This is a genomic window from Roseateles oligotrophus, assembly GCF_025717515.1.
GTDB classification, from domain to species: domain Bacteria; phylum Pseudomonadota; class Gammaproteobacteria; order Burkholderiales; family Burkholderiaceae_C; genus Paucibacter_A; species Paucibacter_A oligotrophus.
Genome location: NZ_JAJIRN010000003.1, coordinates 582,068 through 604,806 on the forward strand (window position 1 = coordinate 582,068; position 22,739 = coordinate 604,806).

Consider the following 22,739-nt stretch of genomic DNA (forward strand, 5'->3'; position numbering starts at 1 on the left):
AATGTTGACCAAAAAAGAACAGCGCATCCGTCGCTCGCGTCAGACCCGTGCTCGGATTGCAGTCCAGCGCGTCGTGCGCTTGTCGGTGTTCCGATCCAACCTTCACATCTACGCCAGCGTCATTTCAGACGACGGCACTCGTGTCCTGGCCAGCGCCTCGACAGCCGAAAAGGCTGTTCGCGAGCAACTCGGCGGCTCGGGCAAGGGTGGCAACGTAGCTGCGGCTACTTTGATTGGCAAGCGTATCGCCGAAAAGGCGAAAGCAGCTGGTGTTGAGAAAGTTGCCTTTGATCGTGCAGGCTTTGCCTATCACGGTCGGGTCAAGGCTCTTGCCGAAGCAGCTCGTGAAGCTGGTTTGCAGTTCTGACGCTAAAAGGATTTCGAAATGGCAAAGTTTCAACCCCGCGTCCAGGCCGAAGCAAATGACGACGGCCTGAAAGAGAAGATGATCGCGATCAACCGCGTCACCAAGGTTGTGAAGGGCGGTCGCACGCTTAGCTTCGCAGCGCTGACGGTGGTCGGTGATGGCGCAGGCCGTATTGGCATGGGTAAAGGTAAGGCCAAGGAAGTGCCTGTCGCCGTGCAAAAGGCGATGGAGTCCGCACGTCGCAATATGGTCAAAGTTGACCTGCGCAACGGTTCCATTCACCACAACGTGGTGGGCGAGCATGGTGCTTCGCGCGTCATGATGGTTCCGGCTCAGCCTGGTACCGGCGTGATTGCAGGCGGCCCAATGCGCGCTGTCTTTGAAGTGATGGGCGTGACCGACATCGTGACGAAGAGCCACGGTTCGACCAATCCGTACAACTTGGTTCGTGCCACGTTGGACGCTTTGAAGCGTTCCACGACGGCCGCACAAGTTGCAGCCAAGCGCGGCAAGAACGTTGAAGACATCTTCAACTGAAGCCGGACTGGAGACACATATGTCTGAAAAGAAAACTCTGACGGTCAAGCTGGTTCGCAGCCCGATCGGTACGCGGACTTCGCACCGCGCTACGGTAGTGGGCCTGGGCCTGCGCAGGATGAACAGCACCAGCGTGTTGGAAGACACGCCTGCGGTTCGCGGCATGATCAATAAGATCGCCTACCTCGTGCAAGTGCTCTAAGCACTTCCACGAACTGAGGACAAGAAGATGCAATTAAATTCCATCAAGCCCGCAGCCGGCGCGACGCACTATAAGCGCCGTGTGGGCCGTGGCATCGGTTCCGGCATTGGTAAGACAGCGGGTCGTGGTCACAAGGGGCAAAAGTCCCGTGCTGGCGGCTACCACAAGGTCGGCTTCGAAGGCGGTCAAATGCCTTTGCAGCGTCGACTGCCAAAGCGCGGCTTTAAGTCGCAAACCTTGAAGTTCAACGCCGAGATCAACCTCGACGACCTTCAGGCGCTGGTGGCAGACGAAGTCGACATGCTGACTTTGAAGGCCGTGGGCCTCGTGCCTGAGCTGGCTAAGAATGTCAAAGTGATTCTGTCTGGTTCGATCAGCCGCAAGGTGACACTCAAGGGTGTCGGCGCGACTGTCGGCGCCAAGGCAGCGATTGAAGCCGCTGGCGGCTCGGTCGCCTAATTAGCAGGAACTAGGCACAGTGGCTACCAACGCAAACCAACTGGCCAAGAGCGGCAAGTTCGGCGACTTGCGTCGTCGGCTTGTGTTTCTGTTACTGGCGCTGGTGGTGTTTCGGATAGGGGCTCATATCCCTGTCCCAGGTATCGATCCGGCTCAGTTGCAGCAGTTCTTCAAGGGTCAGGAGGGTGGCATCCTGAGTCTGTTCAATATGTTCTCTGGCGGTGCGCTGTCGCGCTTTACCGTCTTCGCGCTTGGCATTACGCCTTACATTTCGGCCTCCATCGTTATTCAGTTGATGACGTATGTGGTGCCGACCTTGGAGTCGTTGAAGAAGGAAGGTGAGTCCGGGCGTCGCAAGATTACACAGTACACGCGTTACGGCACGTTGGGTTTGGCACTCTTTCAATCCTTGAGCATTGCTCTTGCCTTGGAGAGTTCCGCCGGCTTGGTGATCAACCCGGGTTTTGGCTTCCGTCTCACGGCGGTGTCGAGCCTGGTGGCTGGAACGATGTTCTTGATGTGGTTGGGTGAACAAATTACCGAGCGTGGATTGGGTAACGGGATTTCGATCCTGATCTTTGGCGGTATCGCTTCTGGTTTGCCTGGCGCAATTGGTGGTTTGCTTGAGTTGGTTCGGACCGGCGCTATGGGCCCCGTTTCTTCGCTGTTTATCGTTGCTGTGGTCGTGGCCGTCACCTATTTGGTGGTGTTCGTTGAGCGTGGTCAACGGAAAATCTTGGTGAACTACGCCAAGCGGCAGGTTGGGAACAAGGTTTATGGTGGTCAGAGCTCACACTTGCCGCTGAAATTGAATATGTCGGGAGTAATCCCGCCTATCTTCGCTTCGTCAATAATTCTGCTTCCCACGACCGTGGTTAGCTGGTTTGCGACGGGTGATAGCCTTCGCTGGTTGAAAGACCTCGCTGGTATGGTGAGCCCGGGGCAGCCTATATATGTGTTGCTCTACGCCAGTGCTATCGTGTTCTTCTGCTTCTTCTATACCGCGCTTGTTTTCAACAGCCGCGAGACCGCAGACAACCTGAAGAAGAGTGGCGCGTTCATTCCCGGTATTCGTCCAGGTGAGCAGACTGCAAAGCATATTGACAAGATATTGTCCCGTTTGACATTGGCTGGCGCCATCTACATCACAGGTGTGTGTTTGTTGCCAGAGTTTTTGACCTTGAAGTACAACGTTCCGTTCTATTTTGGCGGTACATCTTTGTTGATCATTGTTGTGGTCACCATGGACTTCTGGGCTCAAGTGCAGTCTTACGTGATGAGTCAGCAGTACGATTCACTGCTGAAGAAGGCAAATTTCAAGGCCAGCTGAAAAGCTGAACCATTGTTCAACCAAGATCCATCAGAACAGAAACGAAGGCATGGCGAAAGACGACGTCATTCAAATGCAAGGTGAGATTCTCGAGAATCTGCCCAATGCCACGTTTCGTGTGAAGCTGGAGAACGGGCATGTCGTTCTCGGCCACATCTCCGGAAAGATGCGTATGCACTACATTCGCATTTTGCCCGGCGACAAAGTCACCGTTGAATTAACCCCGTACGACTTGAGTCGTGCTCGCATCGTGTTCCGGGCGAAGTGAGCATTTCTATTCCCCGGTTACGCGCATTGAGCGCATTTTTGTAGGTCAAGGAGTAGACCATGAAAGTTTCGGCATCCGTCAAGCAGATGTGCCGCAATTGCAAGATCATCCGCCGCAAGGGCGTGGTGCGTGTGATCTGTACAGATCCCCGCCACAAACAGCGCCAGGGCTGATTGCAGCACGACACGAGCGATTTAGAGGAACCACATGGCACGCATTGCTGGTATTAACATTCCGCCGCATAAGCACACAGAAATCGGTCTGACATCCATCTACGGCGTAGGCCGTACGACGGCACAGAAGATCTGTACTTCTTGCGGTATTCCATTCGACAAGAAGGTCAAAGACCTCACCGATTCCGATCTCGAAAAGATTCGTGAAACAGTGGGTTTGATGACCATCGAGGGCGACCTGCGCCGCGAGATGTCTATCAACATCAAGCGTTTGATGGATCTCGGTTGCTACCGTGGTTTCCGTCATCGTCGTGGTTTGCCTATGCGCGGTCAGCGCACCCGTACGAACGCTCGCACTCGTAAAGGCCCGCGCAAGTCGGCTGCTACGGGTAAAAAGTGATCTGCGGCTAGCACAGAAAGAAGATCAAGATGGCAAAAGCACCCAATAACTCGGCTGCACAACGCGTCCGTAAGAAGGTTCGTAAGAACGTTGCCGATGGCATCGCTCACGTTCACGCGTCGTTCAACAATACGATCATTACGATCACTGACCGTCAGGGCGGCGCGCTGTCCTGGGCTTCCAGTGGCGGTCAGGGCTTCAAGGGTTCGCGTAAGTCGACTCCCTTCGCCGCTCAGGTCGCGGCAGAAGTAGCCGGACGCGCGGCTCAAGATCAAGGCATCAAGAATCTTGATGTCAAGATCAAGGGACCTGGTCCTGGCCGTGAGTCGTCGGTTCGTGCACTGGGTGCTCTCGGCATCCGGATCAATTCGATCTCTGATGTGACTCCGGTTCCGCACAACGGTTGCCGCCCACAGAAACGTCGCCGTATCTAAGGCTTTTGCCAAAGATGCGAATGATGCGATAATCACGAGTTACCCCGCGCCGGCGGGCACGAAAGTGCCGCGCCGGCCGTTTCGTTGAATGCCATTCTTGCAATGGCGTTCTTCAACACCACCGTCTGAGCCGACAACAACTGGGCCAGACTCGCGCATGCGCCGACGGGCCGTGCGTCAGAATGAAAAAGGACATCTAAAGTGGCACGTTATCTAGGCCCCAAGTGCAAACTCTCCCGTCGCGAAGGCACGGACCTGTTCCTGAAGAGCGCACGTCGCGCCATCGGGGACAAGGCGAAGTTTGATTCCAAGCCAGGCCAACATGGCCGCACCTCTGGCCAGCGTACGTCGGACTTCGGTCTGCAGCTGCGTGAGAAGCAGAAGGTCAAGCGCATGTACGGCATTTTGGAGCGCCAGTTCCGCCGTTACTTCGCTGAAGCCGAGCGCCGCAAGGGCTCGACCGGTACCAACTTGTTGTCGCTGCTCGAGTCGCGTCTGGACAACGTCGTGTACCGGATGGGCTACGGCTCGACCCGTGCTGAAGCCCGCCAGTTGGTTTCGCACAAAGGTATTACCGTGAATGGCGCCGTGGTCAACATCGCTTCCTACATGGTCAAGGCCGGTGACAACGTCTCCGTCCGCGAGAAGGCTAAGAAGCAATTGCGCATCATCGACGCGGTCAAGTTGGCTGAATCGATCGGCCTGCCAGCCTGGGTGACCGTTGACACTGCGAAGTTGGAAGGTGTCTTCAAGAAGGCGCCTGACCGTGATGAGTTCGGCGCTGAGATCAACGAATCGTTGATCGTCGAGTTGTACTCGCGTTAATCGTTTTGCAGTTGCCGGCAGCCCCCTCTCTGGGTGTGGTCGGCTTTCCCTCGTCTGGGTCGGCCCAATCGTGGCGACGCCCGGTTGGTCCCTCAGCCTTATCGGTGTAACGAACCGAGGGTATTGAAAGAAAGACTTCATGCAAACCAATCTGCTCAAACCCAAATCCATCAATGTGGAGCCGCTCGGCGGCCACCGTGCCAAGGTGACCTTGGAGCCTTTCGAGCGTGGCTATGGCCACACGCTGGGCAATGCTCTGCGTCGGGTGCTGTTGTCGTCGATGGTGGGTTATGCGCCGACAGAAGTGACCATCGCTGGCGTGCTGCACGAGTACTCGGCCATTGATGGTGTTCAGGAAGATGTCGTTCACATCATGCTGAACCTGAAGGGCGTGGTTTTCCGCCTGCATAACCGCGAAGAAGTCACGCTGGTGCTGCGCAAGGAAGGCGAAGGTCCTGTGACCGCTGCTGACATCCAGACTCCGCACGACGTTGAGATCATCAATCCTGACCACGTCATTGCGCATCTGTCGCAAGGCGGCAAGCTGGATATGCAGATCAAGGTCGAGAAGGGCCGGGGCTATGTACCAGGTTCGATGCGCCGCTATGGCGACGAGCCGACCAAGTCGATTGGTCGTATTGTGCTGGATGCTTCGTTTGCTCCCGTCCGCCGAGTCAGTTATGCAGTCGAGAATGCGCGTGTTGAGCAGCGCACCGATCTGGATAAGTTGGTCATGGAAATCGAAACCAACGGCGCTATTTCGCCGGAGGAAGCGATCCGTGCTTCGGCCAAAATTTTGGTCGAACAACTGGCGGTGTTTGCTCAATTGCAAGGCACCGATGTGGGCGATATGTTCGATACGCAGCAGCCTCAGCGCAGCTCTTCGTTCGATCCAATTCTGTTGCGTCCTGTCGATGAGCTTGAGTTGACGGTGCGTTCGGCCAATTGCTTGAAGGCCGAAAACATCTATTACATCGGCGACCTGATCCAGCGTACCGAGACGGAACTTCTGAAGACTCCAAACTTGGGCCGCAAATCGCTCAATGAGATCAAAGAAGTGCTGGCCTCGCGTGGCTTGACGCTGGGCGCTCGACTCGAAAACTGGCCCCCACAAGGGCTTGATAAGCGTTAATTAGTTTGTAAGAAATAGGACGGCGCTGTTTCATTGCGTCGTCCGGTGCACCCGGTGGTACCTGATACGGCCACTGGCGATTAATCAAAGAAAGGATAAGCACCATGCGTCACCGTAACGGACTCCGTAAGCTGAACCGTACCAGCGCTCACCGTAAGGCAATGTTGCGTAATATGTGCGTTTCGTTGCTGCAACACGAAGCCATTAAGACTACCGTCCCCAAGGCCAAGGAACTCCGCCGCGTCGTCGAGCCCTTGATCACTTTGGCCAAGGTTCCTACATTGGCAAATCGTCGTTTGGCATTTGATCGCCTGCGCGATCGCGACATCGTTACCAAGCTGTTCAACGAACTGGGGCCCCGTTTCTTGGCCCGGCCGGGCGGCTATACACGTATCCTGAAAATGGGTTTCCGTGTTGGCGATAACGCACCTATGGCTTTTGTCGAGTTGGTTGATCGTGCCGAAGGCGAGACCGCAGGCGAGGCTGTTGAGTAAATAGATTGACTTGCTGGGCTGCGAGCAGCTAAAGCAATTCAGTAGGAGGGCCAGCTTTTGCTGGCCTTTTTTTCGCCTGTTTTTGCCGTGCAATTGCTTGTTTGCTCAGGCCCCGGTAGCGCTCTCAGAATTTGCAGTTACGCTTTGTCCCGTTTTCTGTAGTGTTTGTTTGTCTCAAGGTCAATCGCTTCTACTTACCCTGCATATGCCACGACTCCTTCGGTCAGCGACCTTCTTCGCAATCTCCCTCCTTTGTTTGCTAAATCCGTTACCGTCGGTTTGGGCTGACGACTTCCTTGAGCCTGAGCAAGCATTCAAGTTGGCACTTGTTGCTTTGGATGGACAGACCTTGCAGGCGCGCTTCGAGATCGCCCCTGGCTACTATATGTATCGCGAACAATTCAAGGTCGCGGCCCAAGGAGCCACCTTGGGCGAACCTGTTGTGCCCAAGGGAAAGGTCAAGTTTGACGAGACATTTCAAAAGGAGGTGGAGATACACCGGGACGCACTGACTGCTTCGATACCTGTTCAGCAGGCCGATGGTAGCTTTAAGCTGGCCGTAACAGGCCAGGGCTGCGCCGACAAGGGCCTGTGCTATCCGCCAATCACCGCTAACTTTAATGTGCGGCTTGATGCTGGTGCTTCGGGGCCATCCATCTCGCGAATACAGAGTGAAGTCGGCGAAAAATCTGCTGTAGATAGCGTTCAAAGAGAGCCTGGTTCATCGCCGTCCGAGCCCACTGAGCCGACTGTGTCTGCCTCGACCGAAATGGGCCGCTTGGATGCAGCCTTGAAGACCGGGCGTTTTTGGACCGTAGTAGGAGTCTTTTTCCTTGCCGGCTTGCTGCTTTCGTTGACACCCTGTGTGTTACCCATGCTGCCGATACTTTCTTCCATCATTGTGGGCGAATCCGGAAAGAAAACAACTCGGAGTCGTGGATTTATGCTGGCGCTTAGCTATTCGCTGGGCATGGCTCTCGTTTACACCGCCCTGGGTGTGGCGGCGGGCTTGGCAGGCGAAGGCTTGGCTGCTGTTCTGCAAAAACCCTGGGTGTTGGCGGCCTTTGCCTTGGCGCTGGTGCTGTTTTCACTGTCGATGTTTGGTGCTTATGAGCTGAGCTTGCCGGGCGGCCTGACGGGCGGCTTGTCGCAGGCATCCCAAAAATTGCCAGCTGGGCACCTGCTCGGTGTGTTTGTCATGGGGGGCGTTTCTGCGCTGATTGTTAGCCCTTGCGTGGCGGCTCCCCTGGCGGGCGCATTGGTGTATTTAAGCCAGACTCGCGATGTCGTGCTTGGTGGTAGCGCTTTGTTTGCTTTGGCCGGCGGTATGAGCGTGCCTCTGCTTTTGTTGGGTATCTCTGCGGGCAGTTTGCTGCCTAGAGCGGGGGCATGGATGGACGGAGTGAAGCACTTTTTTGGCATGCTGTTGTTGGGTGTCGCACTTTGGACTGTGCAGCCGGTGTTGCCTGCTGCATTGGCTCAATTGGCGTGGGGCGGTCTGCTGATTGGTATCGCTGCTATGTTGGGATTGTTTCAAGCGCCGCATGCCATTCATCGTCCTCGAACATGGTTGCGGAAAACTGCTGCATTGATTGCAGTAAGTTACGGCCTCTTGCAAGTAGTCGGCGCAGCTAGCGGAGGCACGGACACCCTGAAGCCATTGTCCGGACTCCTGAGGGCTGAGGCGGGGCCATTGCCTGAGGCGCCTGCAACCGGGTTGGTGTTCAAGCGCGTCGAAACCGTTGCTGAATTGGATGCAATACTCGCGCAAGCTGGCCGACCGGTGATGCTCGATTTTTATGCCGATTGGTGTGTTTCATGCAAGGAAATGGAGAGGTTTACCTTCGCCGACCCGGCGGTTCGGGTTCGTCTGACGGGGGCCTTATTGCTGAAGGCAGACGTTACAGCCAACAGCGCCGCTGATCGGGCTTTACTCAAGCGTTTCAAGCTGTTCGGTCCACCGGGGACGATCTTCTTTGATGCATCGGGTAAAGAGCTTGGGGAGGCAAGGGTGATCGGGTTCCAAGACGCGCAGCGCTTCCTTTCCTCTTTGAGTGTTGCGGGTCTTTGACAGTAACGTAAAAAGTCGGCTATACTGCTAGCTTCAGTCGCGGGGTGGAGCAGTCTGGTAGCTCGTTGGGCTCATAACCCAAAGGTCGTAGGTTCAAATCCTGCCCCCGCAACCAAAAATTTGGGAAGTTGTCGCCGGTCTGAATGACCACTTTCCTTTCGGGCTCGCTGTGGCGAGATCGCCCGGAACACCATATCTGGCGCGGGGTGGAGCAGTCTGGTAGCTCGTCGGGCTCATAACCCGAAGGTCGTAGGTTCAAATCCTGCCCCCGCAACCAATATAAAGAAAAGCCCTCCTTGAGAGGGCTTTTTTGCGACCATGTCGTCACTGTGACGAGGTTTGTGACGAGTCTTGTGACGGCGCAGGAATTCTTTGGTTCAAGAAATACCTCGATTTGACCATTGGGCAATCTCCCGCCCCAAATGGCGTCCAAAGCAGGCAAGGTGCTGAATCCCACTCTAGGCGGTTAAGTCTTGCGGTATCTGTAGTCGCAATGTCGCCTCACCAGACTGACTGCGGGATATCTGACCTACTGCGATGCAGCGGGTGCCGCCCTTCGCGGCCGTGAGCTGGGTTTACGGTGAGAGTCATCAAGCCGTCATTGGCTCACCTTGCAGCTCTGCGGCTCCAATGACCGGTGTCGATGACGATGCGGTCATCCAGCCTGGAGGCGGTAGGTGGCCCCGTCAACCCGCCTTGAACGTCAGCTGCTCGAAGTGTCGAGCTTTCAGTTGGAGTCCTGCTGTCTCTATTGCCATTGTTGGTGTTCGGGATTTCACTATGTTGCCCACCTGAATAGGCCGAAGACCTGCACGTCGGTGTTGAGTAGAGGGGCGCACTCCCGGCCCGTGCGGGCCGCCTTGGCTCGCATTGACCGTCCCCATCGAGGGCTCCTACCGGTTTTGCAGTTAGCGCGGGATAGGATTTCGTTCCCGCGCTGCACATTCTTGATGATGCTCTAACGCGCAACGTCAGCAAACAATGGGGGGACTGTGGAAATTGGCAGAACCAGGGTCACCGCTAGGCCAGGCTCCGCATTGGCAAAGTGCAGCTGCCCACCATGGGCCAGGGAAATCAAACGACACAGGCTCAGACCCAGTCCGGCGCCGCCCTCGCTGCGGCTGCGCGCTGCATCGGTGCGATAAAAGGGCTGGCCTAGCTGATGCAGCAAGTCAGGCGCCACGCCCGGGCCCTGGTCGCGCACCCGCATCTCCACACCCTGCTCGCTGACCCGCGTGCTCAGCTGCAAGGGGCTCAGCTCCGGCCGCTGATGGCGGGCGGCGTTGTCCAGTAGATTGCGCAGCAGCAACTGGATGCGCATGGGGTCCAGCTGCAGCGTGGGCAAGTCCTTCGCCAAGGACAGCTCCACCGGGCAGGGCTGACGCCCAACTACCTCGCGGGCCAGGGCGTTCAAATCGACAGTCTGCAGTTGCAAGGCTTTGTGCCCAGCGCCCAGTCGCTCGCTTTCCAACAAATCGCTGATCAGCTCGCCCATCACACCCAAATCATTCAACAAGGCCTGCTGGGCCGGGCCGGGCTCCACCAGCTCGGCGTTCAGGCGCGCCCGGGTCAGGGGGCTGCGCAATTCATGGCTGATGGCCAGCAGCAAGGCGCGTTTGCCGTCTAGCATCTGCTGGATGTCGGCCGCCATCTGGTTGAAACGTAGGGCCAGGTCACCCAGCTCGTCGAGGTGGCGCGGGCCCTTCAAACCTTGCATGATGGGGATGCGGTGCTCAAACTCGCCTCGCCCAAAGGCCTCGGCGCCCTGGGCCATGGCTTGCAAGGGGCGCAGCATCCAGCGCACGCTGGCGTAAGCCAAGGAAGTCACCAGCAATAGCCCCCCCAACATCCACCAAGCCTTGCGGCTGGGATGCTGATTCCAGGCTAGGCGGGACAGGCCGATGCGTACCTCATGCCCATCCGCGCTGCGGCGGCTGAGCTGCTCGGCCCAGGCGTTATGGCGACTCTGCCAGGGGTCGAAGTTGGGCGACCCGAGCGCCCCATCCGACCGGTCTTGCTGCGAGCTCCAGTTCACCACCGGCCCGCGAATCGACACCTCCAGCGGCAGGCGCTGGGTCAGCGCACGAGCGCGCTCGATCTGGGGCGGCGAACCCAGGTTCAGCACCACCCGGTCGACATAGTCGCTCATCAAGGGCTGAACCCAGCTGCGCCAGCCTTGGTCCAAGAGCTGGCGAACGCCGCTGATCAGAATCAGGCTGCTCAGCGCGGCAAGCAGCACAAAGACCAGCACCATGCGGGCGCCCAGCCGGTGGCGCAGGCGCTTGGTCTTCAAAACAGCGGTGGGAGTCTTCATGTAGGCAAAGCTGCCAGGGCAAAGCTGTAGCCCACATTACGCAGGGTCTTGATGGCGTCGAGCGGCTCCAGCTTGCGGCGCAGACGGCTAACCAGAATGTCCACCGCGCGGGTGTAGAGATCGGCGTCCTGGCCGCGCAGCTGGTTGAGGATGTCGTCCCGGTGCAAGACGCGGCCAGGCTCACGAGCCAGTAGTAGCAGCAGCTCGAATTCGGTGCCAGTGAGGTCCAGCACCGTGCCGCCACGTCGCACCTCGCGGCGCAGGCTGTCAATTTCCAGGCCTTCAAAACGTTGCACATGCATAGGCGTTGGCACAGTCTGCGGCACTTGTGCCGGCACGGCTCGGCGCAAAATGGTTTGCAGCCTAGCCGCCAGTTCGCGCGGTTCGAAAGGCTTGGCCAGGTAGTCGTCCGCCCCCAACTCCAGACCCACCACCTTGTCGGTCAGATCACCCCGCGCCGTCAGCATCAAGATAGGGATGTGACGGAAGGCCCAGTCTCCTGCGCGTATGCGCTTGCACAGCTCAAAGCCGTCCATCTCGGGCAGCATGCCATCCAGAATCAGCGCGTCAAAGGCCTGTGTCTGCAGGGCTTGCAGGCCCAGGCTGGGTTTGAGCGCCTGCTCCAGGCTGAAGTCAAACCGAGCCAGATACTGGGCCAGCGGCGGGCCCAGGGCTTGGTCATCGTCGATCAGGAGCAGATGGGGCATGGTGTTTCAGCAGCGAAGAATCTGACTCATTGTGCCCCGCCCGCCCTCAGGCATGACCATGATGGCGATTCATGAAACCACGCAGCTTTTCTTGCTGCTCGGGCCGCAGAGAGTCGTAAAAACCCGCCATCGCGGCGATCAGGGCCGGGCCCTTTTCGTGCACGGCCGCCGTCTTGCTGTCCAGCAGGGCTTGGGCCGCCGCCTGGTCAAATTTGGGGCCGGCCACCAGAGCTTGAACCGCCTGGCGGGATTCGCCCTTGGCGCCCATCATGGCCTCGCGCTGGGCTTGCAGGGTCTGGGCCAGCTTGTCCAGCTGCTGTTTTTGATTGGCATCCAGTTCCAGCTTCGCACCCACCTTGGCGACGATCTGGGCTCGGCACTCGGTGGCATCAACGCCGTGGCGGCAAGAGCCCATGCGATGCGCAAAGGCCGAGGCGCCAAAGGCGATCAGGCCGACGCCGGTCAAAGCCAGCAAGCCGCGCTTGAAGAAACGTTTTTGGTAGAACTTCATGAGGAGAGACTCCGTAATGCGTTGATGAGGATTGCAGTCTCCAGCGTCTGACTCAGGCGGTGTTTTCACGGCGGTATCGCTTCGTTTCGTTTTGTATCGAGCCTGCCAAAGCAGCCCGCAGCCGCTGTGGCGGCTTGGCGCTTGGCGCTTGCGCCCACCTACAACCCCAGGAGCTATTGCCCAAAGCAACACCCATGCGGCCCAGGCCGCTTCAAGGTTAAATCAGAATCAGCCGCTATGCAGCCCGAAAGCTGGGCGCCATCATTGTTATTGCGCAGCTTCAGTGGGAGTCTAGTTGCGAGCCCAGGCGCCGAAGCAGCAGGGCATGCGCCCACTCCATAAAGGCTTGCACGCGCGCGGCGCGCTTGCGAGTGGTGGGCGTCACAAGGTGCAGTGGAAGCGACGGGCATTTCCAGTCCGGCAGGACCCGCACCAGGGCGCCGCTGGTCAGGTAGTGACTGGCTACGAATTCGGCCAGCACAACGATGCCCAGCCCATCCAGGCCCGCACTCAAGGCTGCCGCGCTGTCCGTGGTTTGAAGGCGCACAGGCACATCGAATTCCACTTTTATGCCTTCACGCATCAAGGTCACGGGGCGCACCTTGCCGGTCGACGCGAGCACATACCCGACCTGATGGTGGCGGGCCAGGTCCTCGGGTGTGCTCGGCAACCCGTGCTGCTCGATGTAGCGCGGCGCGGCACACAGGGTAAAGCGCAAATCGCCGACGCGGCGTGCCGCCAGTCGCGAGTCCGGCAACTGGCCACCGCGCAGCGCGCAGTCCACCCCTTCCTGCACCAAATCGACGGCCCGATCGGTGCACCCCAGCTCGATCGTGACCTTGGGGTAGCGTTCGAGAAATCCGCGAATCTCGGGCGCAAAGATCAGCCGCCCCATGGCAACGGGCACGTCAACGCGCAAGTGCCCCGCTGGTGAGCTGGAGCCCTTACGCAACTGCGACTCCATCTCGTCCACCTGTTGCAGGATGGTGCACGCATGCAAGTAGTACGCCATGCCCTCTTCTGTCGGTGTGACTGAGCGGGTGGTGCGGGTGAGTAGTCGCGTGCCGAGCTTGTCTTCGAGCTGCTGAATCTGCTGGCTGACAGTCGCCTTGTGCAAGTTCAGCTGGAGGGCCGCCTTGGTGTAACTGCCGCTTTCCACCACCTGCACGAATGCGCGCATGGCATCGAATCGGTCCATCAGAAAACTCCGGTCAAATGACTCGCGATTGTCAACGATCGCCAAACAGTGTGTCTCGGCCTTCGATCTAGGCAGGCCAGGGCGCGCCTCTTAAAGTTCAGGCATCAACCACATTTCGGAAGCAAGCCATGCTGAATCTTCGTCCGCTCGACCCCGCATGCCCAATCGACCAACAATTACAGAGCACGGCCGACCCGGTCGTCCTCGTGAACCTGTTCAGCGTGGCCGAGGCCGACATCCCGGCATTGATGTCCGCTTGGGAGAAAGATGCAAACTGGATGAAGCAGCAGCCGGGATTCCTATCCACGCAGTTGCACCGAGCCATCGGCGGCAGCCACATGTTCATGAACTACGCCGTTTGGGAGTCAGTGGAAAGCTTCCGCGATGCGTTCACGCACCCGGACTTTGTCAGCGCGCTGGCGGCCTACCCGTCGAGCGCGGTCGCGCAGCCGCACCTCTTCGCCAAAGTCGCCGTACCCAATCTTTGCGCGGCTTGATTCGCACCCCTGCCGAAAGAACTGTCATGCCCAAACGTGCCCACATGATCGCGGGGCTGCTCGCCCCGCTGTGCATTGCCACTTTCTTCATTTCCACCATCCTCACCGAGCTGTTTGGCTCCTACGCTGCAGTGGCGCAGCTGAAGTCGCTCATCGTCACGCCGGGCCTGTGGATCATGGTCTCGCTGATGGCGGTGGCAGGCGGCAGCGGCATGTTTCTCGCCAAATCGCGCAAGGGGCGTCTTGTCGACAGCAAGAAGAAGCGCATGCCCTTCATCGCCGCCAACGGACTGCTGGTGCTGGTGCCGTGCGCGGTCGTGCTGAACCGCTGGGCTTCAGCCGGTACGTTCGACACGACTTTTTACGTCGTCCAGGCCATCGAACTGATCGCTGGCGCGATCAACCTCACGCTGATGGGCTTGAACGCTCGCGACGGGCTTCGTATGGCCGGGCGGCTTCGCAGCAGGCCTACGCCTGCCGCGAAGGCGCGCTGAGCCCCCCCGGGGTACGTCCTGAATGAGCCCGTCAAGTCTGCAAGGACCGGGCCCGCTTCGCAATTGAACTGCCCACCCAAAAAATAATGTGGCGAACTTCAAGGTGTCAGTTCGCCCCCCCGGCCATTCAGACTGCATTCAGTGGCACTTGCAAGGTAAAGCAAGCACCTTGGCCTGGAGTGCTGCTTACCGTCAAGCTACCCTGACTCAGGTCGGTGACAAGATTGCGGGCAATATGCAGGCCCAGACCCAAGCCGACGCCGCTCAGATCGCTGTTGAAGGGCTCGAAAATACACTCCATCTTGGCCGCTGAAATGCCCGGCCCTTGGTCTCTGACGCTGATGCATAGCGATCCTGAATCGGCTCGTACGGCAACCCAAACTCCGCCGTCTTCTCCGGGTTTTTGGCCATAGACCAGCGCATTGACCAAGAGTTGCTTCAACACCTGCAACAACATTTGCGGATAGCCTTGGCAAACAGGCAGGGCCGGCATGTCGAAGTGGATCTCGACCTTCTTCGTCCCCACATATTCGCCGGCCAACAGCGCCGCATCTCGAACCAAGGCGGCCGGATCAAAGGCACTGGCCGATTCCACATGTTCCAGGGTCGAGACCTGCTTGAATACCGTCATCAGCTCGGTCGCTCGCGCCAAGGAACTTTCCGCCAAGGCTGCGGCCTGGCTGCCGGACTCCACAAATTCGGCCAGTTCATGGCGCGTCATCGGTTTGGTCATTCTTTGCTTGAATTGGGCGTTAGCAGCGCCGACGCAACTGACCGCCATGCGAGCATTGCCAAGTGGCGTGTTGAGGCGATGCGCAACCCCGGATACCAAACGCGACAAGGATGCCATCCGCTCAGCCCTGGCCAAACCGAGCCGAGCTTCGTGCAACTGCTCGGTACGTTGCACCACGCGCAGCTCCAACTCGTCGTGGGCTTGTTGCAAAGCGGCCTCGGCGCGCTCTCGTCGCAAGCCTTGCGCGCTCAACTCCGCGACGGTTTCACTCAAGACCTGATTGCGCCCAGCAAGCTCCCGCGTCAACTCGTCGCCGTGCTGGCGAAGCGCCCGGTTTTGCCCGGCAATTTCGGCCGACTGCACCATCCCCTCGAAACCCCGCGCCACCACTTCCATCTGCAGTGTTGATCGCTGTTCGTGCAAGCGCGCCAACTCGGCGGCCCAGGCACGGACGTCCTGGCCCGCCTGAACCGGATCTGGATGCTGCAGCAGCAGTTCATAGATCTTGATCAAAGGCTCAAGGCATTCCTTGCGTTTGGATTCAGCCTCCATGCAAGCGTGTGTCAGAAGCAACTTGCCGGCCGAGATTCGCCCCCTGGCAAACATCAAGAGGGCTTCTATATAAGCGTCCCAAATAGTTTCGTTGCCATTAGAAAATATCGACACAACAGGGGCGATACCCAACTGCCGCGACTCACTCAAATATTGCTCGGCAGCCTCCAGGTGCCCAGCCAGCGTGTGAGCAATGCACAAATTTCCCAGTGCGTTGTTGGTCAACCTGCGATCGCCAATGGCTTTGGCAATGGCCAACGTGCGCTGATGGGCATTGATCGACCGAAGTCGTGCCTGCATGCATTGCTGTTCGTTGGCGTGATGGTATTCAGCGGTTCCCAGTGAGCCCCACAGCCTGCATAGCGCATGATCGGCCAAGGCGGGTTGGTGGTCCAACCAATGCAGGGCGAGCACCTTGGCCTTGGCATGAAGGCCGGCTAGACTCAGTACCAAGCTTTGAGCTCGAACCGCGTAATCGAGCAGTTCTGTGAGTTGATGCCGAAGGCAAAGTTCAACCGCTTCGACGCAATCCACGACTGCAGCGGCGTACATGCCATAGGCCATCTTCAGTCGAACCAACACCAAACAAGCGTCAACTGCGGCCTTTGCATTACCGGATTCTCTGACCTTCGCCTGGAGTTCATGGAGTTCGGTGAACTGATCGACGCTGGAACGCTCCTTGCCGCCCGTCTTTGCGGCCACCCCCAAGAGCTTGAGACGCAAGGCCTGAATTGGGCTGTGAGCCTGCATGTGAAGTTGATCAAGCAAGGCCGTCACTCGCTCGAAATCGTAGTCAGCCAGAGCCCCGTGAACCTGTATCAGCAGGTCATCGACACATGGTGAGTCAGCAGCAGAATTCATGTCAAACGCTCCGACAGCAAGCAGATGATGAATTCAAACACAGATCGGGCTCTCGCAATTCGGAGAGTTCTCAATCCCGAATACCAGGCCGACGTCAAGATGTCTCAAGCAACAGATCCGCGCGTTCGTGGATCTGGAATCATGTGCTGTGATCCAACTCGCTTGGGTAGGCGATTCGGTCAGACCAAGGACAGCCGTGCCGCGAGGAAATCGACAAAGGCTCGCACGCTGGCCGGCTGTAGACGCGAGGACATCACGGCATGCACCGGCAGCGGCGGCAGGGCCCACCCCTGCAGCACCGGAACCAAGCGCCCCGCGTTCACCGCATCGCGCGCAAGCGCATGTGACAGCACCGCGATGCCTCTTGCGCCGCGAATTCGTCGATCGTCAGCTTCGGGCTTTACAGCAGACATCCGTCTAACGAAATGCTCAATGGCCGGTGTCGGCAGCAACGGTCGTCGACTTGCCAAAATCGAAGGGCAACTGCCAGCCGGCTATCGTCGGGCGATCTCGCGAAATGAGCGACAGCAATGGGCACCGTGCTGGCGCCACTCACTGCGTATCCGAATGACAGCAGCTGACCTGGAGCGTGAGGCCGCAACATCGCCCGTAAGCCGACGTTGACCAAAACGGTCGGCGAACCGAACGTCAGCTTTGCGGCGCCTGTTCGAACTGTCGGCTTGGAGCAGGCCCGGACATTTCGAGGTCACTGCCCGCGTAGCAACTCGGTGCCCGGAGCAGTCATACAACTCACACCCGCCCAAAAAAAAACCGGCCACTTGAGCCGGCTTTGTCTTGAGGCCGAAGCCAGCGATCAATTCTGCTTGCTACGACGGCGAGTCGCACCAGCAATGAGGCCAAGACCGGCGAGCATCAGGGCGTAGGTTTGTGGCTCCGGCACGGCTGTTACGGCCACCCGCAGGGTGCCATCAGTGGCCAGATGGGAGAAGGCCAGATGGGAGAAGTCCAGCTTGGAGCGTTCAAAACCATCGACGGTAATGTGCGAATAGTTGTCTTGAGTCGTACCAAAAGAGCCGCTAAAGCCTGTGAAACTAAACAGGGAAAACTGCTGCCCGATGAAGGCGTGCTGCAGACATTCGTCCAACGAAATGCTCAATGGCCGGTTTCGACTGCAGCGGTTGTTTGCTCACCAAAATCGAGCGACTGCTGCCAGCCTAGAAGCGACATAACTTAAGATGACACCGGTTGTGTAGCGGATGTCGGCAGGTCATAAAGCCGGGTGACGGATGCTTACTTCAGCGGCAAGGGTTGCTCAATCATCGTCTGCCACTGCTGCACCACCTCGCGCATCCATGGCAATTGATCCTGGTGCTGGGCGCGGAAATTGCGTCGGACGGTGGCAATATAGTCGGCACGCGCAGCTTCAGCGCGCGCATGCGGGTCATCCTTGCAGCCAGATTGCTGAAAATACTGGCTGTGGTAGCCGCTCTTGTAGTCTTCGAAGAACCACTCGCTCTTCGGGCAATCTGTGATGCGAATCTTGATGCCCGAGATCTGGCCGATCCACGCGGCCAGATCGGCGTCGGCCTGCGTCAGCAAGGCGTCGAGCACGCGGGTGGCGTGGCGCACATCTTCGACCGCATCGTGGCTGATCGAAATGGCTTTCGACGAGGCCATTGGATGCTTCACGCTCGGATCTTGCAGCGCCATCTCTTGGTAAACGAGGTATTTGTGCGTGACTGCGCTCACGAATGTCGAGATGCCGCCCTGCTCGAACTCGGGTTGCTTAAGCACGCCGATTACCTTGTAAATGTCAGCCAACTGCGGGTTGAGAAGGGCAAATAATTCCGCCTTGCTCGAACGGCCGCTGTCGCGCTGTGGCGCGTAATTGCCGTTGATATAGCCGACCACACCGTTGAGCACCCCGCCCTGCTCCGACAGCGTCTGGCGCCGGTTGGCATCGCGAATGATGGTGCCAAAATCATCCAGCAACTGCTTGTAGTCGATGCCACCACCCGAGGGAATCAAGAAACCTAGAAGCGCGGCGCCAATCTTGCCGTAGGCCCCTGGCAGCAGCCCCACCAAGCCCTTGGCTAAACCGCCGAGCACTTGCTCGGCCGAAGGCGCGGTGGCGGAAGCGAAGTTGGCCTGCATCCAGCTGCTGACATGGCGTTCAACTTCTGGCGTCTGATCCAGGGTGGCCATCAGCATGGGCATCGTGTGATAGGACACCGCCCCCGTACCCGCATCCACCGAAGCTTTCTCGAATACATAGCAGATCGTTGCTTGACTGGTGTCGCGCACCAGCACGGGGGTGCCCTTCGGGTAGTGGCCGGAGTCATGTGCGAGGTAGGTGCAGAAGTCGTCGGCGCGCCGAGTTTCATCATCCAGCAGCGGACTCAAGCGGTCGACAGCGGCGGTGAACAGGCGCACCTTGCGCGCCACCGAGCGCTGCTGGGCTTCGGTCAGCCGCTGCTGCCCCTCGCGCGGCAGCAGCGGCAGGGCCGCCGAGTGCCCAGGGGCACATGCGGCCGAGGTCAAACGTTCAAGATCGGCGGTAGGCAACCCTTCGAATGCGGCAGTCAGCTTCTGACGCACATAGTTCCGTGCGTCTTTGCAGCGGCTCAGGTCGGTGAAGATGATGTTGATCACGAGCATGCCTCCGAGACAGTTGATGCGGCGGATGACCGGATGGCAAGCAAAGTTGCTAAACCGGCTGAACTGGCCTCACCCAATACCGACCCTGAGTCACCTGGGTCGATGCGAACTGAAAGCAGTTTGGAGCGCCGATCCTGAAAAGAATTGAGCCGGCGCAATGACCGCACCCAAACCGGGCGGGCTGCTCAAACGTTTTGCGATCGACCTCAGTTACGCGGCCTTTGAGGCCAACCTGCCGCTTACCGCGCAGAACGATCTGCGCCGCTTTGGCCTCAAGGACTCCGGGCCTTATGGCGGAATGCGGCAGAGGGCTGCATCCCCGCCGCAATGACAAGCAAGCAACTGGAACGCCTTCAACCCGCTGGCCGCCGCGTTCCCCGCAAATAGATCACCCAGTAGACGCCGGCCACCAGCAGCGTGCCTCCGGCCAAATTGCCCAGCACGACGGGAAGCAAGTTGCGGAACAAGTCGGCCCAGGCCAGTGGCGCACCGAGCGCCATCGCGAGCGGAAAGAAGTACATATTGGCGATTGAATGCTCGAAGCCCGCCGCCACGAAGGCGCTGATCGGGAACACGATGGCCAGCACCTTGTCGGTCACGCTGCGGCCGGCCAGCGCCATCCATACCGCCATGCAGACCAATATATTGCAAAGCACGCCCCGAAAAAAGGCCTCGCTCCAAGGCAATGCGGCCTTGTTGGTGGCTATGCGTATCGCTGTTTCGGCCACGGCGCCGCCATTCAGGGCGCCGTGCCCGGACAGGAACACCAGCATGGCCAAGCCCGCCGCGCCGGCAAAATTGGCAATCGACACCGCCAGCCAATTGCGCAGCACCTGCCTCGTGCTGACCCGGCCGCTGGCCCAGGCCATTGCCAGCAAGTTGTTGCCGGTAAAGAGCTCGGCCCCGGCCACCGTGACCAAGATCAGCCCGAGCGAAAACCCCAGCCCGCCCAAGAGCCGCGAGGCCGCAAAGCCGAGCGTCGGGTCGCTGAGCACCAGCGTGTACACCAATCCACCCAGACCGATGAATGCGCCGGCCAGCATGCCGAGCAGCAACAGCGTTAGCAGCGGCAGCCGCGCCTTGACGACGCAGAACTCGTTGACCCGCTCGGCTATCTCTCTGGGCGAGTAAGCGTCCAGACCGAAGACCTCTGCCATGACTGTGCTCCCTTTATCGGCTGATCTTAAACGTCGCCACCCCTCGGCATCATGGAAGTTTCGCCCGAGCGGGCTGGCTTCTTGTTGCGCGAGCTGGACCGCCTCCTTGGCGTCTTGTCCGGATAAATGGTGACCGCTGCGTCAGCAGCCTGAACCTCGAGGGCGTATTCAAGGCGGGTTCCGCGACCTTGTTGGAATGTTCCAGCCCCCATCAGCCCATCGGACGGACGCCAATCAAGGCCGCGTGACCCCAAAACGCGAAGCCTGCCCAAGCCAGCGCGCCTATCCCGATCGCTACTGCGGTGCCGCTGGAACTGGCCGCCAGCAGGGCGGGCGGATTGGCGCGATCACGCTGGCGGGCGGCCCGAAAGCACAGCACGGCCCAGACCAAAAAGCCACCAAACAGCAGCAAGTCGGCCAGATTGTTGTTGGCCAACAGGTGCGCCAATGCCCAGACCTTGATGCCCAGCACCATCGGGTGACGCAACTTGGTTTTGATCGCGTTGCGCGGCACATAGGCGGCGGCCAGCATGACGAAGGCAATCAGCGTCAGCAGCGCGGCCAGATGATTCATGCCTTTGGGCGTGACCCACAAGATCTGCGGACTCTGCCGCGCCAAGCCGTATCCCCAAACAATCAAAGCAAAACCGAGGATGGACAGCACCGTATAGCCTAGCTTCCACGTCGCCTCACCGCGCTGCCGCAGCTGCGCACTGCGCCAATCATTGGCGAAGATGCGTACCGAGTGCACACCCAAAAAAATCAACAGACCCAAGACCAATTCGAGCATCAAAATCTCTCCGAGCGGCGACGCTGCCGCAGCCTCGCTTTGTACGCGATGTTGGCTTACTCAATTAAGATATTATTCAAATATATTTAACGGAGTGCGTGATGACAATTGGTGTTGGTGGAAAGAGTGCCGAGGACGCCTTGGCGGGTTTGAGCGACATGATGGACGGCGCTGAACCGATTGCGCTGGCCGAGTACCGCGCCCGCGTGGCTGCTGCACAGGCCTTGTTGCGTGAGCAGGGGCTTGGCGCGCTGTATGCCCATGCCGGCACGAATATGCGTTACTTCAGCGGTACCGTTTGGTACCCGAGCGAACGCTTGGTCGGCTTGATCATCCCGGCCGAGGGCGAGCCGCAGTATGTTGCCCCGGCGTTTGAGGAGGGCACGCTGCGAGAGTACATGCAACTGCCGGGCCAGTTGCATGTTTGGCAGGAGCATGAAAGCCCTTATGCGCTGTGCCGACGCGTGTTGACGCAGGCGGGAATGGACAGCGCGTCTCGCTTGGCTATCAGCGAGGACACGCCCTTGTTTGTGATCGACGGCCTGCAGCGCGAGGGCCTGCCTTGGGTGAATGCCAAACCGATCACCGCCGCTTGTCGGATGCGCAAGTCAGGCGCCGAGATCGCCTTGATGCAGCGAGCCCACGATATGACCATGGCCGTGCACCGTGCCACAGCGAGCATGCTGAGGGCGGGCATCACGACGACCGAGGTCGAGTCCTTCATCGCTGAGGCGCATCGCAAAGTTGGGGCGCGCGGCTCTTACTTTTGCATCGTGCTGTTCGGCGTGGCCAGTTCCTTCCCGCACGGGGTCAAGGACGCGCAGACCCTGCGCGACGGCGATGTGGTGTTGATCGACACCGGCTGCCTGGTGCATGGCTATATGTCGGACATCACGCGCACCTATGTCTATGGCGAGCCGACCGCGCGCCAGCGCGAGATCTGGGTGCTGGAAAAAGCGGCACAGGCCGCAGCGTTTGCGGCCGCGCAATTGGGCACCCCGTGCCGAGACGTCGACCGCGCCGCGCGAGCGGTTATCAAAGCCGCAGGCTTAGGCCCGGGCTATGAACTGCCCGGCCTGCCGCACCGCACCGGCCATGGTTGCGGCCTCGATATCCATGAGTGGCCCTACCTGGTCGATAACGATGAAACTCCGCTGGCCGAAGGCATGTGCTTCAGCAACGAGCCGATGATTTGCATGCCGGGCGAATTCGGAATTAGGCATGAGGACCATGTCTATATGACCGCCGCCGGGCCACGCTGGTTCAGCCAGCCGGCGCACTCGATCGACGATCCCTTCGGCTTGGCGGTTTGAGGGGTTTCAAAGCCCGGTGGGCCGCCAAGCTTCGCTCAGTAATGCAGAGTTGGCACGGAATCTGCTAAAGCTAACCAACTACGGTTGTCTCCTCCACCGCCCCTGGGTGGATTTAAGCCTCAGGCCTTGTGCCTGGGGCTTCTTTTTTGGGCGCTGCCGGACACCTAACGCTTGCTTTTGGTGCACAGCTATTGACTGGCGCACCACGCGAATCAGCTGCGCCCGATTCTGCTACCTTGACCAAGATCAGAAAGTTTTGTTTCCGCAGGCAGGCAGCTTTGCCTATCATTGCAGGCATAGG

The 22,739-nt window shown here is 58.9% G+C and carries 29 protein-coding genes and 2 tRNA genes; 21 read left to right on the forward strand and 10 right to left on the reverse strand.

Going from position 1 to position 22,739, the window contains the following annotated elements; genetic code table 11:
- Position 1: 1 nt before the first annotated feature.
- The 15 genes from rplR to LNV07_RS08880 all read left to right on the forward strand — a co-directional run bounded on the left by rplR (position 2) and on the right by LNV07_RS08880 (position 8,969).
- Complete coding sequence (gene rplR, locus LNV07_RS08810) at positions 2-367, forward strand: 50S ribosomal protein L18 (protein ID WP_263535976.1); 366 nt, start codon at positions 2-4, stop codon at positions 365-367.
- 18 nt (positions 368-385) lie between these two features.
- The gene (gene rpsE, locus LNV07_RS08815; protein WP_263570788.1) at positions 386-904 is read left to right on the forward strand and encodes a 30S ribosomal protein S5; all 519 of its coding nucleotides are present in this window, start codon (positions 386-388) and stop codon (positions 902-904) included.
- Between the two features lie 19 nt (positions 905-923).
- Positions 924-1,106, forward strand: coding sequence for a 50S ribosomal protein L30 (rpmD, locus tag LNV07_RS08820; protein WP_263535974.1), 183 nt, complete (start codon positions 924-926; stop codon positions 1,104-1,106).
- A gap of 27 nt (positions 1,107-1,133) precedes the next feature.
- Positions 1,134-1,565 carry a 50S ribosomal protein L15 gene (gene rplO, locus LNV07_RS08825; RefSeq protein WP_263570789.1) on the forward strand — a complete coding sequence of 144 codons (432 nt, stop codon included), beginning with the start codon at positions 1,134-1,136 and terminating at the stop codon, positions 1,563-1,565.
- 19 nt (positions 1,566-1,584) lie between these two features.
- Entirely contained in the window at positions 1,585-2,895 is a 1,311-nt protein-coding gene (gene secY, locus LNV07_RS08830) for a preprotein translocase subunit SecY (protein WP_263570790.1), read from the forward strand.
- Between the two features lie 49 nt (positions 2,896-2,944).
- Positions 2,945-3,163, forward strand: a complete 219-nt coding sequence (infA, locus tag LNV07_RS08835) for a translation initiation factor IF-1 (RefSeq protein WP_009855680.1) — start codon at positions 2,945-2,947, stop codon at positions 3,161-3,163.
- A 59-nt stretch (positions 3,164-3,222) separates the two neighbouring features.
- A complete protein-coding gene (gene rpmJ, locus LNV07_RS08840) occupies positions 3,223-3,336 on the forward strand; it encodes a 50S ribosomal protein L36 (RefSeq protein ID WP_056194202.1) in 114 nt (37 codons plus the stop codon).
- Between the two features lie 34 nt (positions 3,337-3,370).
- Entirely contained in the window at positions 3,371-3,736 is a 366-nt protein-coding gene (rpsM, locus tag LNV07_RS08845; RefSeq protein ID WP_263535971.1) for a 30S ribosomal protein S13, read from the forward strand.
- A 29-nt stretch (positions 3,737-3,765) separates the two neighbouring features.
- A complete protein-coding gene (gene rpsK / locus LNV07_RS08850) occupies positions 3,766-4,170 on the forward strand; it encodes a 30S ribosomal protein S11 (RefSeq protein ID WP_058721926.1) in 405 nt (134 codons plus the stop codon).
- A gap of 201 nt (positions 4,171-4,371) precedes the next feature.
- Complete coding sequence (gene rpsD, locus LNV07_RS08855) at positions 4,372-4,995, forward strand: 30S ribosomal protein S4 (RefSeq protein ID WP_263570791.1); 624 nt, start codon at positions 4,372-4,374, stop codon at positions 4,993-4,995.
- A 139-nt stretch (positions 4,996-5,134) separates the two neighbouring features.
- Entirely contained in the window at positions 5,135-6,127 is a 993-nt protein-coding gene (locus tag LNV07_RS08860) for a DNA-directed RNA polymerase subunit alpha (protein WP_263570792.1), read from the forward strand.
- Positions 6,128-6,231: 104 nt separating this feature from the next.
- On the forward strand, positions 6,232-6,621 hold the full coding sequence (gene rplQ, locus LNV07_RS08865) for a 50S ribosomal protein L17 (protein WP_263570793.1): 390 nt from the start codon (positions 6,232-6,234) through the stop codon (positions 6,619-6,621).
- A 205-nt stretch (positions 6,622-6,826) separates the two neighbouring features.
- Positions 6,827-8,692, forward strand: a complete 1,866-nt coding sequence (gene dsbD / locus LNV07_RS08870; protein ID WP_263570794.1) for a protein-disulfide reductase DsbD — start codon at positions 6,827-6,829, stop codon at positions 8,690-8,692.
- Between the two features lie 38 nt (positions 8,693-8,730).
- Positions 8,731-8,807: transfer RNA gene (locus LNV07_RS08875), tRNA-Met, on the forward strand.
- A gap of 85 nt (positions 8,808-8,892) precedes the next feature.
- Positions 8,893-8,969, forward strand: a tRNA-Met gene (locus LNV07_RS08880).
- Between the two features lie 681 nt (positions 8,970-9,650).
- Here the strand turns inward: LNV07_RS08880 and LNV07_RS08885 are convergent.
- From LNV07_RS08885 to LNV07_RS08900, 4 genes are all read right to left on the reverse strand, one after another.
- Complete coding sequence (locus tag LNV07_RS08885) at positions 9,651-11,006, reverse strand: ATP-binding protein (protein ID WP_263570795.1); 1,356 nt, start codon at positions 11,004-11,006, stop codon at positions 9,651-9,653.
- Complete coding sequence (locus LNV07_RS08890) at positions 11,003-11,713, reverse strand: response regulator transcription factor (protein WP_263570796.1); 711 nt, start codon at positions 11,711-11,713, stop codon at positions 11,003-11,005. The genes LNV07_RS08885 and LNV07_RS08890 overlap by 4 nt, the downstream gene beginning before the upstream one ends.
- A gap of 46 nt (positions 11,714-11,759) precedes the next feature.
- Positions 11,760-12,224: a Spy/CpxP family protein refolding chaperone gene (locus LNV07_RS08895; RefSeq protein ID WP_263570797.1), complete on the reverse strand. Its 465-nt coding sequence runs from the start codon at positions 12,222-12,224 to the stop codon at positions 11,760-11,762.
- Between the two features lie 280 nt (positions 12,225-12,504).
- Entirely contained in the window at positions 12,505-13,467 is a 963-nt protein-coding gene (locus LNV07_RS08900) for a LysR family transcriptional regulator (protein ID WP_263570798.1), read from the reverse strand.
- 83 nt (positions 13,468-13,550) lie between these two features.
- Here LNV07_RS08900 and LNV07_RS08905 point away from each other — a divergent pair, with 83 nt between their 5' ends.
- Positions 13,551-13,919 carry an antibiotic biosynthesis monooxygenase family protein gene (locus LNV07_RS08905; RefSeq protein WP_263570799.1) on the forward strand — a complete coding sequence of 123 codons (369 nt, stop codon included), beginning with the start codon at positions 13,551-13,553 and terminating at the stop codon, positions 13,917-13,919.
- 26 nt (positions 13,920-13,945) lie between these two features.
- Entirely contained in the window at positions 13,946-14,413 is a 468-nt protein-coding gene (locus tag LNV07_RS08910) for a hypothetical protein (protein WP_263570800.1), read from the forward strand.
- Between the two features lie 127 nt (positions 14,414-14,540).
- On the opposite strand, the gene LNV07_RS08915 is transcribed toward LNV07_RS08910, so the two are convergent.
- Entirely contained in the window at positions 14,541-15,659 is a 1,119-nt protein-coding gene (locus tag LNV07_RS08915) for a sensor histidine kinase (protein ID WP_263570801.1), read from the reverse strand.
- Between LNV07_RS08915 and LNV07_RS08920 the strand changes: the two genes are divergently transcribed.
- Positions 15,627-16,043: a hypothetical protein gene (locus LNV07_RS08920; RefSeq protein ID WP_263570802.1), complete on the forward strand. Its 417-nt coding sequence runs from the start codon at positions 15,627-15,629 to the stop codon at positions 16,041-16,043. The genes LNV07_RS08915 and LNV07_RS08920 overlap by 33 nt on opposite strands.
- 111 nt (positions 16,044-16,154) lie before the next feature.
- Positions 16,155-16,541, forward strand: coding sequence for a hypothetical protein (locus tag LNV07_RS08925; protein ID WP_263570803.1), 387 nt, complete (start codon positions 16,155-16,157; stop codon positions 16,539-16,541).
- 197 nt (positions 16,542-16,738) lie between these two features.
- Here LNV07_RS08925 and LNV07_RS08930 read toward each other — a convergent pair whose 3' ends face one another.
- The 3 genes from LNV07_RS08930 to LNV07_RS08940 form a co-directional block, all read right to left on the reverse strand.
- A complete protein-coding gene (locus tag LNV07_RS08930) occupies positions 16,739-16,972 on the reverse strand; it encodes a LysR substrate-binding domain-containing protein (protein ID WP_263570804.1) in 234 nt (77 codons plus the stop codon).
- 401 nt (positions 16,973-17,373) lie between these two features.
- A complete protein-coding gene (locus LNV07_RS08935) occupies positions 17,374-17,676 on the reverse strand; it encodes a PEPxxWA-CTERM sorting domain-containing protein (protein WP_263570805.1) in 303 nt (100 codons plus the stop codon).
- Between the two features lie 134 nt (positions 17,677-17,810).
- Entirely contained in the window at positions 17,811-19,172 is a 1,362-nt protein-coding gene (locus LNV07_RS08940; protein ID WP_263570806.1) for a hypothetical protein, read from the reverse strand.
- 163 nt (positions 19,173-19,335) lie between these two features.
- On the opposite strand from LNV07_RS08940, the gene LNV07_RS08945 reads away from it, so the two are divergent.
- Positions 19,336-19,509: a hypothetical protein gene (locus tag LNV07_RS08945; RefSeq protein ID WP_263570807.1), complete on the forward strand. Its 174-nt coding sequence runs from the start codon at positions 19,336-19,338 to the stop codon at positions 19,507-19,509.
- Between the two features lie 22 nt (positions 19,510-19,531).
- On the opposite strand, the gene LNV07_RS08950 is transcribed toward LNV07_RS08945, so the two are convergent.
- Both LNV07_RS08950 and LNV07_RS08955 read right to left on the reverse strand, forming a co-directional pair.
- Positions 19,532-20,335, reverse strand: coding sequence for a formate/nitrite transporter family protein (locus tag LNV07_RS08950; RefSeq protein WP_263570808.1), 804 nt, complete (start codon positions 20,333-20,335; stop codon positions 19,532-19,534).
- 211 nt (positions 20,336-20,546) lie between these two features.
- The gene (locus LNV07_RS08955) at positions 20,547-21,125 is read right to left on the reverse strand and encodes an NnrU family protein (protein WP_263570809.1); all 579 of its coding nucleotides are present in this window, start codon (positions 21,123-21,125) and stop codon (positions 20,547-20,549) included.
- Positions 21,126-21,226: 101 nt separating this feature from the next.
- Here LNV07_RS08955 and LNV07_RS08960 point away from each other — a divergent pair, with 101 nt between their 5' ends.
- Positions 21,227-22,438: a M24 family metallopeptidase gene (locus LNV07_RS08960; protein ID WP_263570810.1), complete on the forward strand. Its 1,212-nt coding sequence runs from the start codon at positions 21,227-21,229 to the stop codon at positions 22,436-22,438.
- Positions 22,439-22,739 lie beyond the last annotated feature (301 nt).

Coding starts and splice junctions, on each gene's coding strand:
- LNV07_RS08860 (WP_263570792.1), top strand. CDS start 5,135: ATGCAAACCAATCTGCTCAAACCCAAATCCATCAATGTGGAGCCGCTC.
- LNV07_RS08945 (WP_263570807.1), top strand. CDS start 19,336: ATGACCGCACCCAAACCGGGCGGGCTGCTCAAACGTTTTGCGATCGAC.
- rpmJ (WP_056194202.1), top strand. CDS start 3,223: ATGAAAGTTTCGGCATCCGTCAAGCAGATGTGCCGCAATTGCAAGATC.
- LNV07_RS08910 (WP_263570800.1), top strand. CDS start 13,946: ATGCCCAAACGTGCCCACATGATCGCGGGGCTGCTCGCCCCGCTGTGC.
- rplQ (WP_263570793.1), top strand. CDS start 6,232: ATGCGTCACCGTAACGGACTCCGTAAGCTGAACCGTACCAGCGCTCAC.
- LNV07_RS08955 (WP_263570809.1), bottom strand. CDS start 21,125: ATGCTCGAATTGGTCTTGGGTCTGTTGATTTTTTTGGGTGTGCACTCG.
- infA (WP_009855680.1), top strand. CDS start 2,945: ATGGCGAAAGACGACGTCATTCAAATGCAAGGTGAGATTCTCGAGAAT.
- rplR (WP_263535976.1), top strand. CDS start 2: ATGTTGACCAAAAAAGAACAGCGCATCCGTCGCTCGCGTCAGACCCGT.
- rpsE (WP_263570788.1), top strand. CDS start 386: ATGGCAAAGTTTCAACCCCGCGTCCAGGCCGAAGCAAATGACGACGGC.
- LNV07_RS08890 (WP_263570796.1), bottom strand. CDS start 11,713: ATGCCCCATCTGCTCCTGATCGACGATGACCAAGCCCTGGGCCCGCCG.
- rplO (WP_263570789.1), top strand. CDS start 1,134: ATGCAATTAAATTCCATCAAGCCCGCAGCCGGCGCGACGCACTATAAG.
- LNV07_RS08895 (WP_263570797.1), bottom strand. CDS start 12,224: ATGAAGTTCTACCAAAAACGTTTCTTCAAGCGCGGCTTGCTGGCTTTG.
- dsbD (WP_263570794.1), top strand. CDS start 6,827: ATGCCACGACTCCTTCGGTCAGCGACCTTCTTCGCAATCTCCCTCCTT.
- rpsK (WP_058721926.1), top strand. CDS start 3,766: ATGGCAAAAGCACCCAATAACTCGGCTGCACAACGCGTCCGTAAGAAG.
- rpsM (WP_263535971.1), top strand. CDS start 3,371: ATGGCACGCATTGCTGGTATTAACATTCCGCCGCATAAGCACACAGAA.
- LNV07_RS08885 (WP_263570795.1), bottom strand. CDS start 11,006: ATGAAGACTCCCACCGCTGTTTTGAAGACCAAGCGCCTGCGCCACCGG.
- LNV07_RS08930 (WP_263570804.1), bottom strand. CDS start 16,972: ATGTCTGCTGTAAAGCCCGAAGCTGACGATCGACGAATTCGCGGCGCA.
- LNV07_RS08950 (WP_263570808.1), bottom strand. CDS start 20,335: ATGGCAGAGGTCTTCGGTCTGGACGCTTACTCGCCCAGAGAGATAGCC.
- rpmD (WP_263535974.1), top strand. CDS start 924: ATGTCTGAAAAGAAAACTCTGACGGTCAAGCTGGTTCGCAGCCCGATC.
- LNV07_RS08920 (WP_263570802.1), top strand. CDS start 15,627: ATGCTGCAGCAGCAGTTCATAGATCTTGATCAAAGGCTCAAGGCATTC.
- LNV07_RS08960 (WP_263570810.1), top strand. CDS start 21,227: ATGACAATTGGTGTTGGTGGAAAGAGTGCCGAGGACGCCTTGGCGGGT.
- LNV07_RS08905 (WP_263570799.1), top strand. CDS start 13,551: ATGCTGAATCTTCGTCCGCTCGACCCCGCATGCCCAATCGACCAACAA.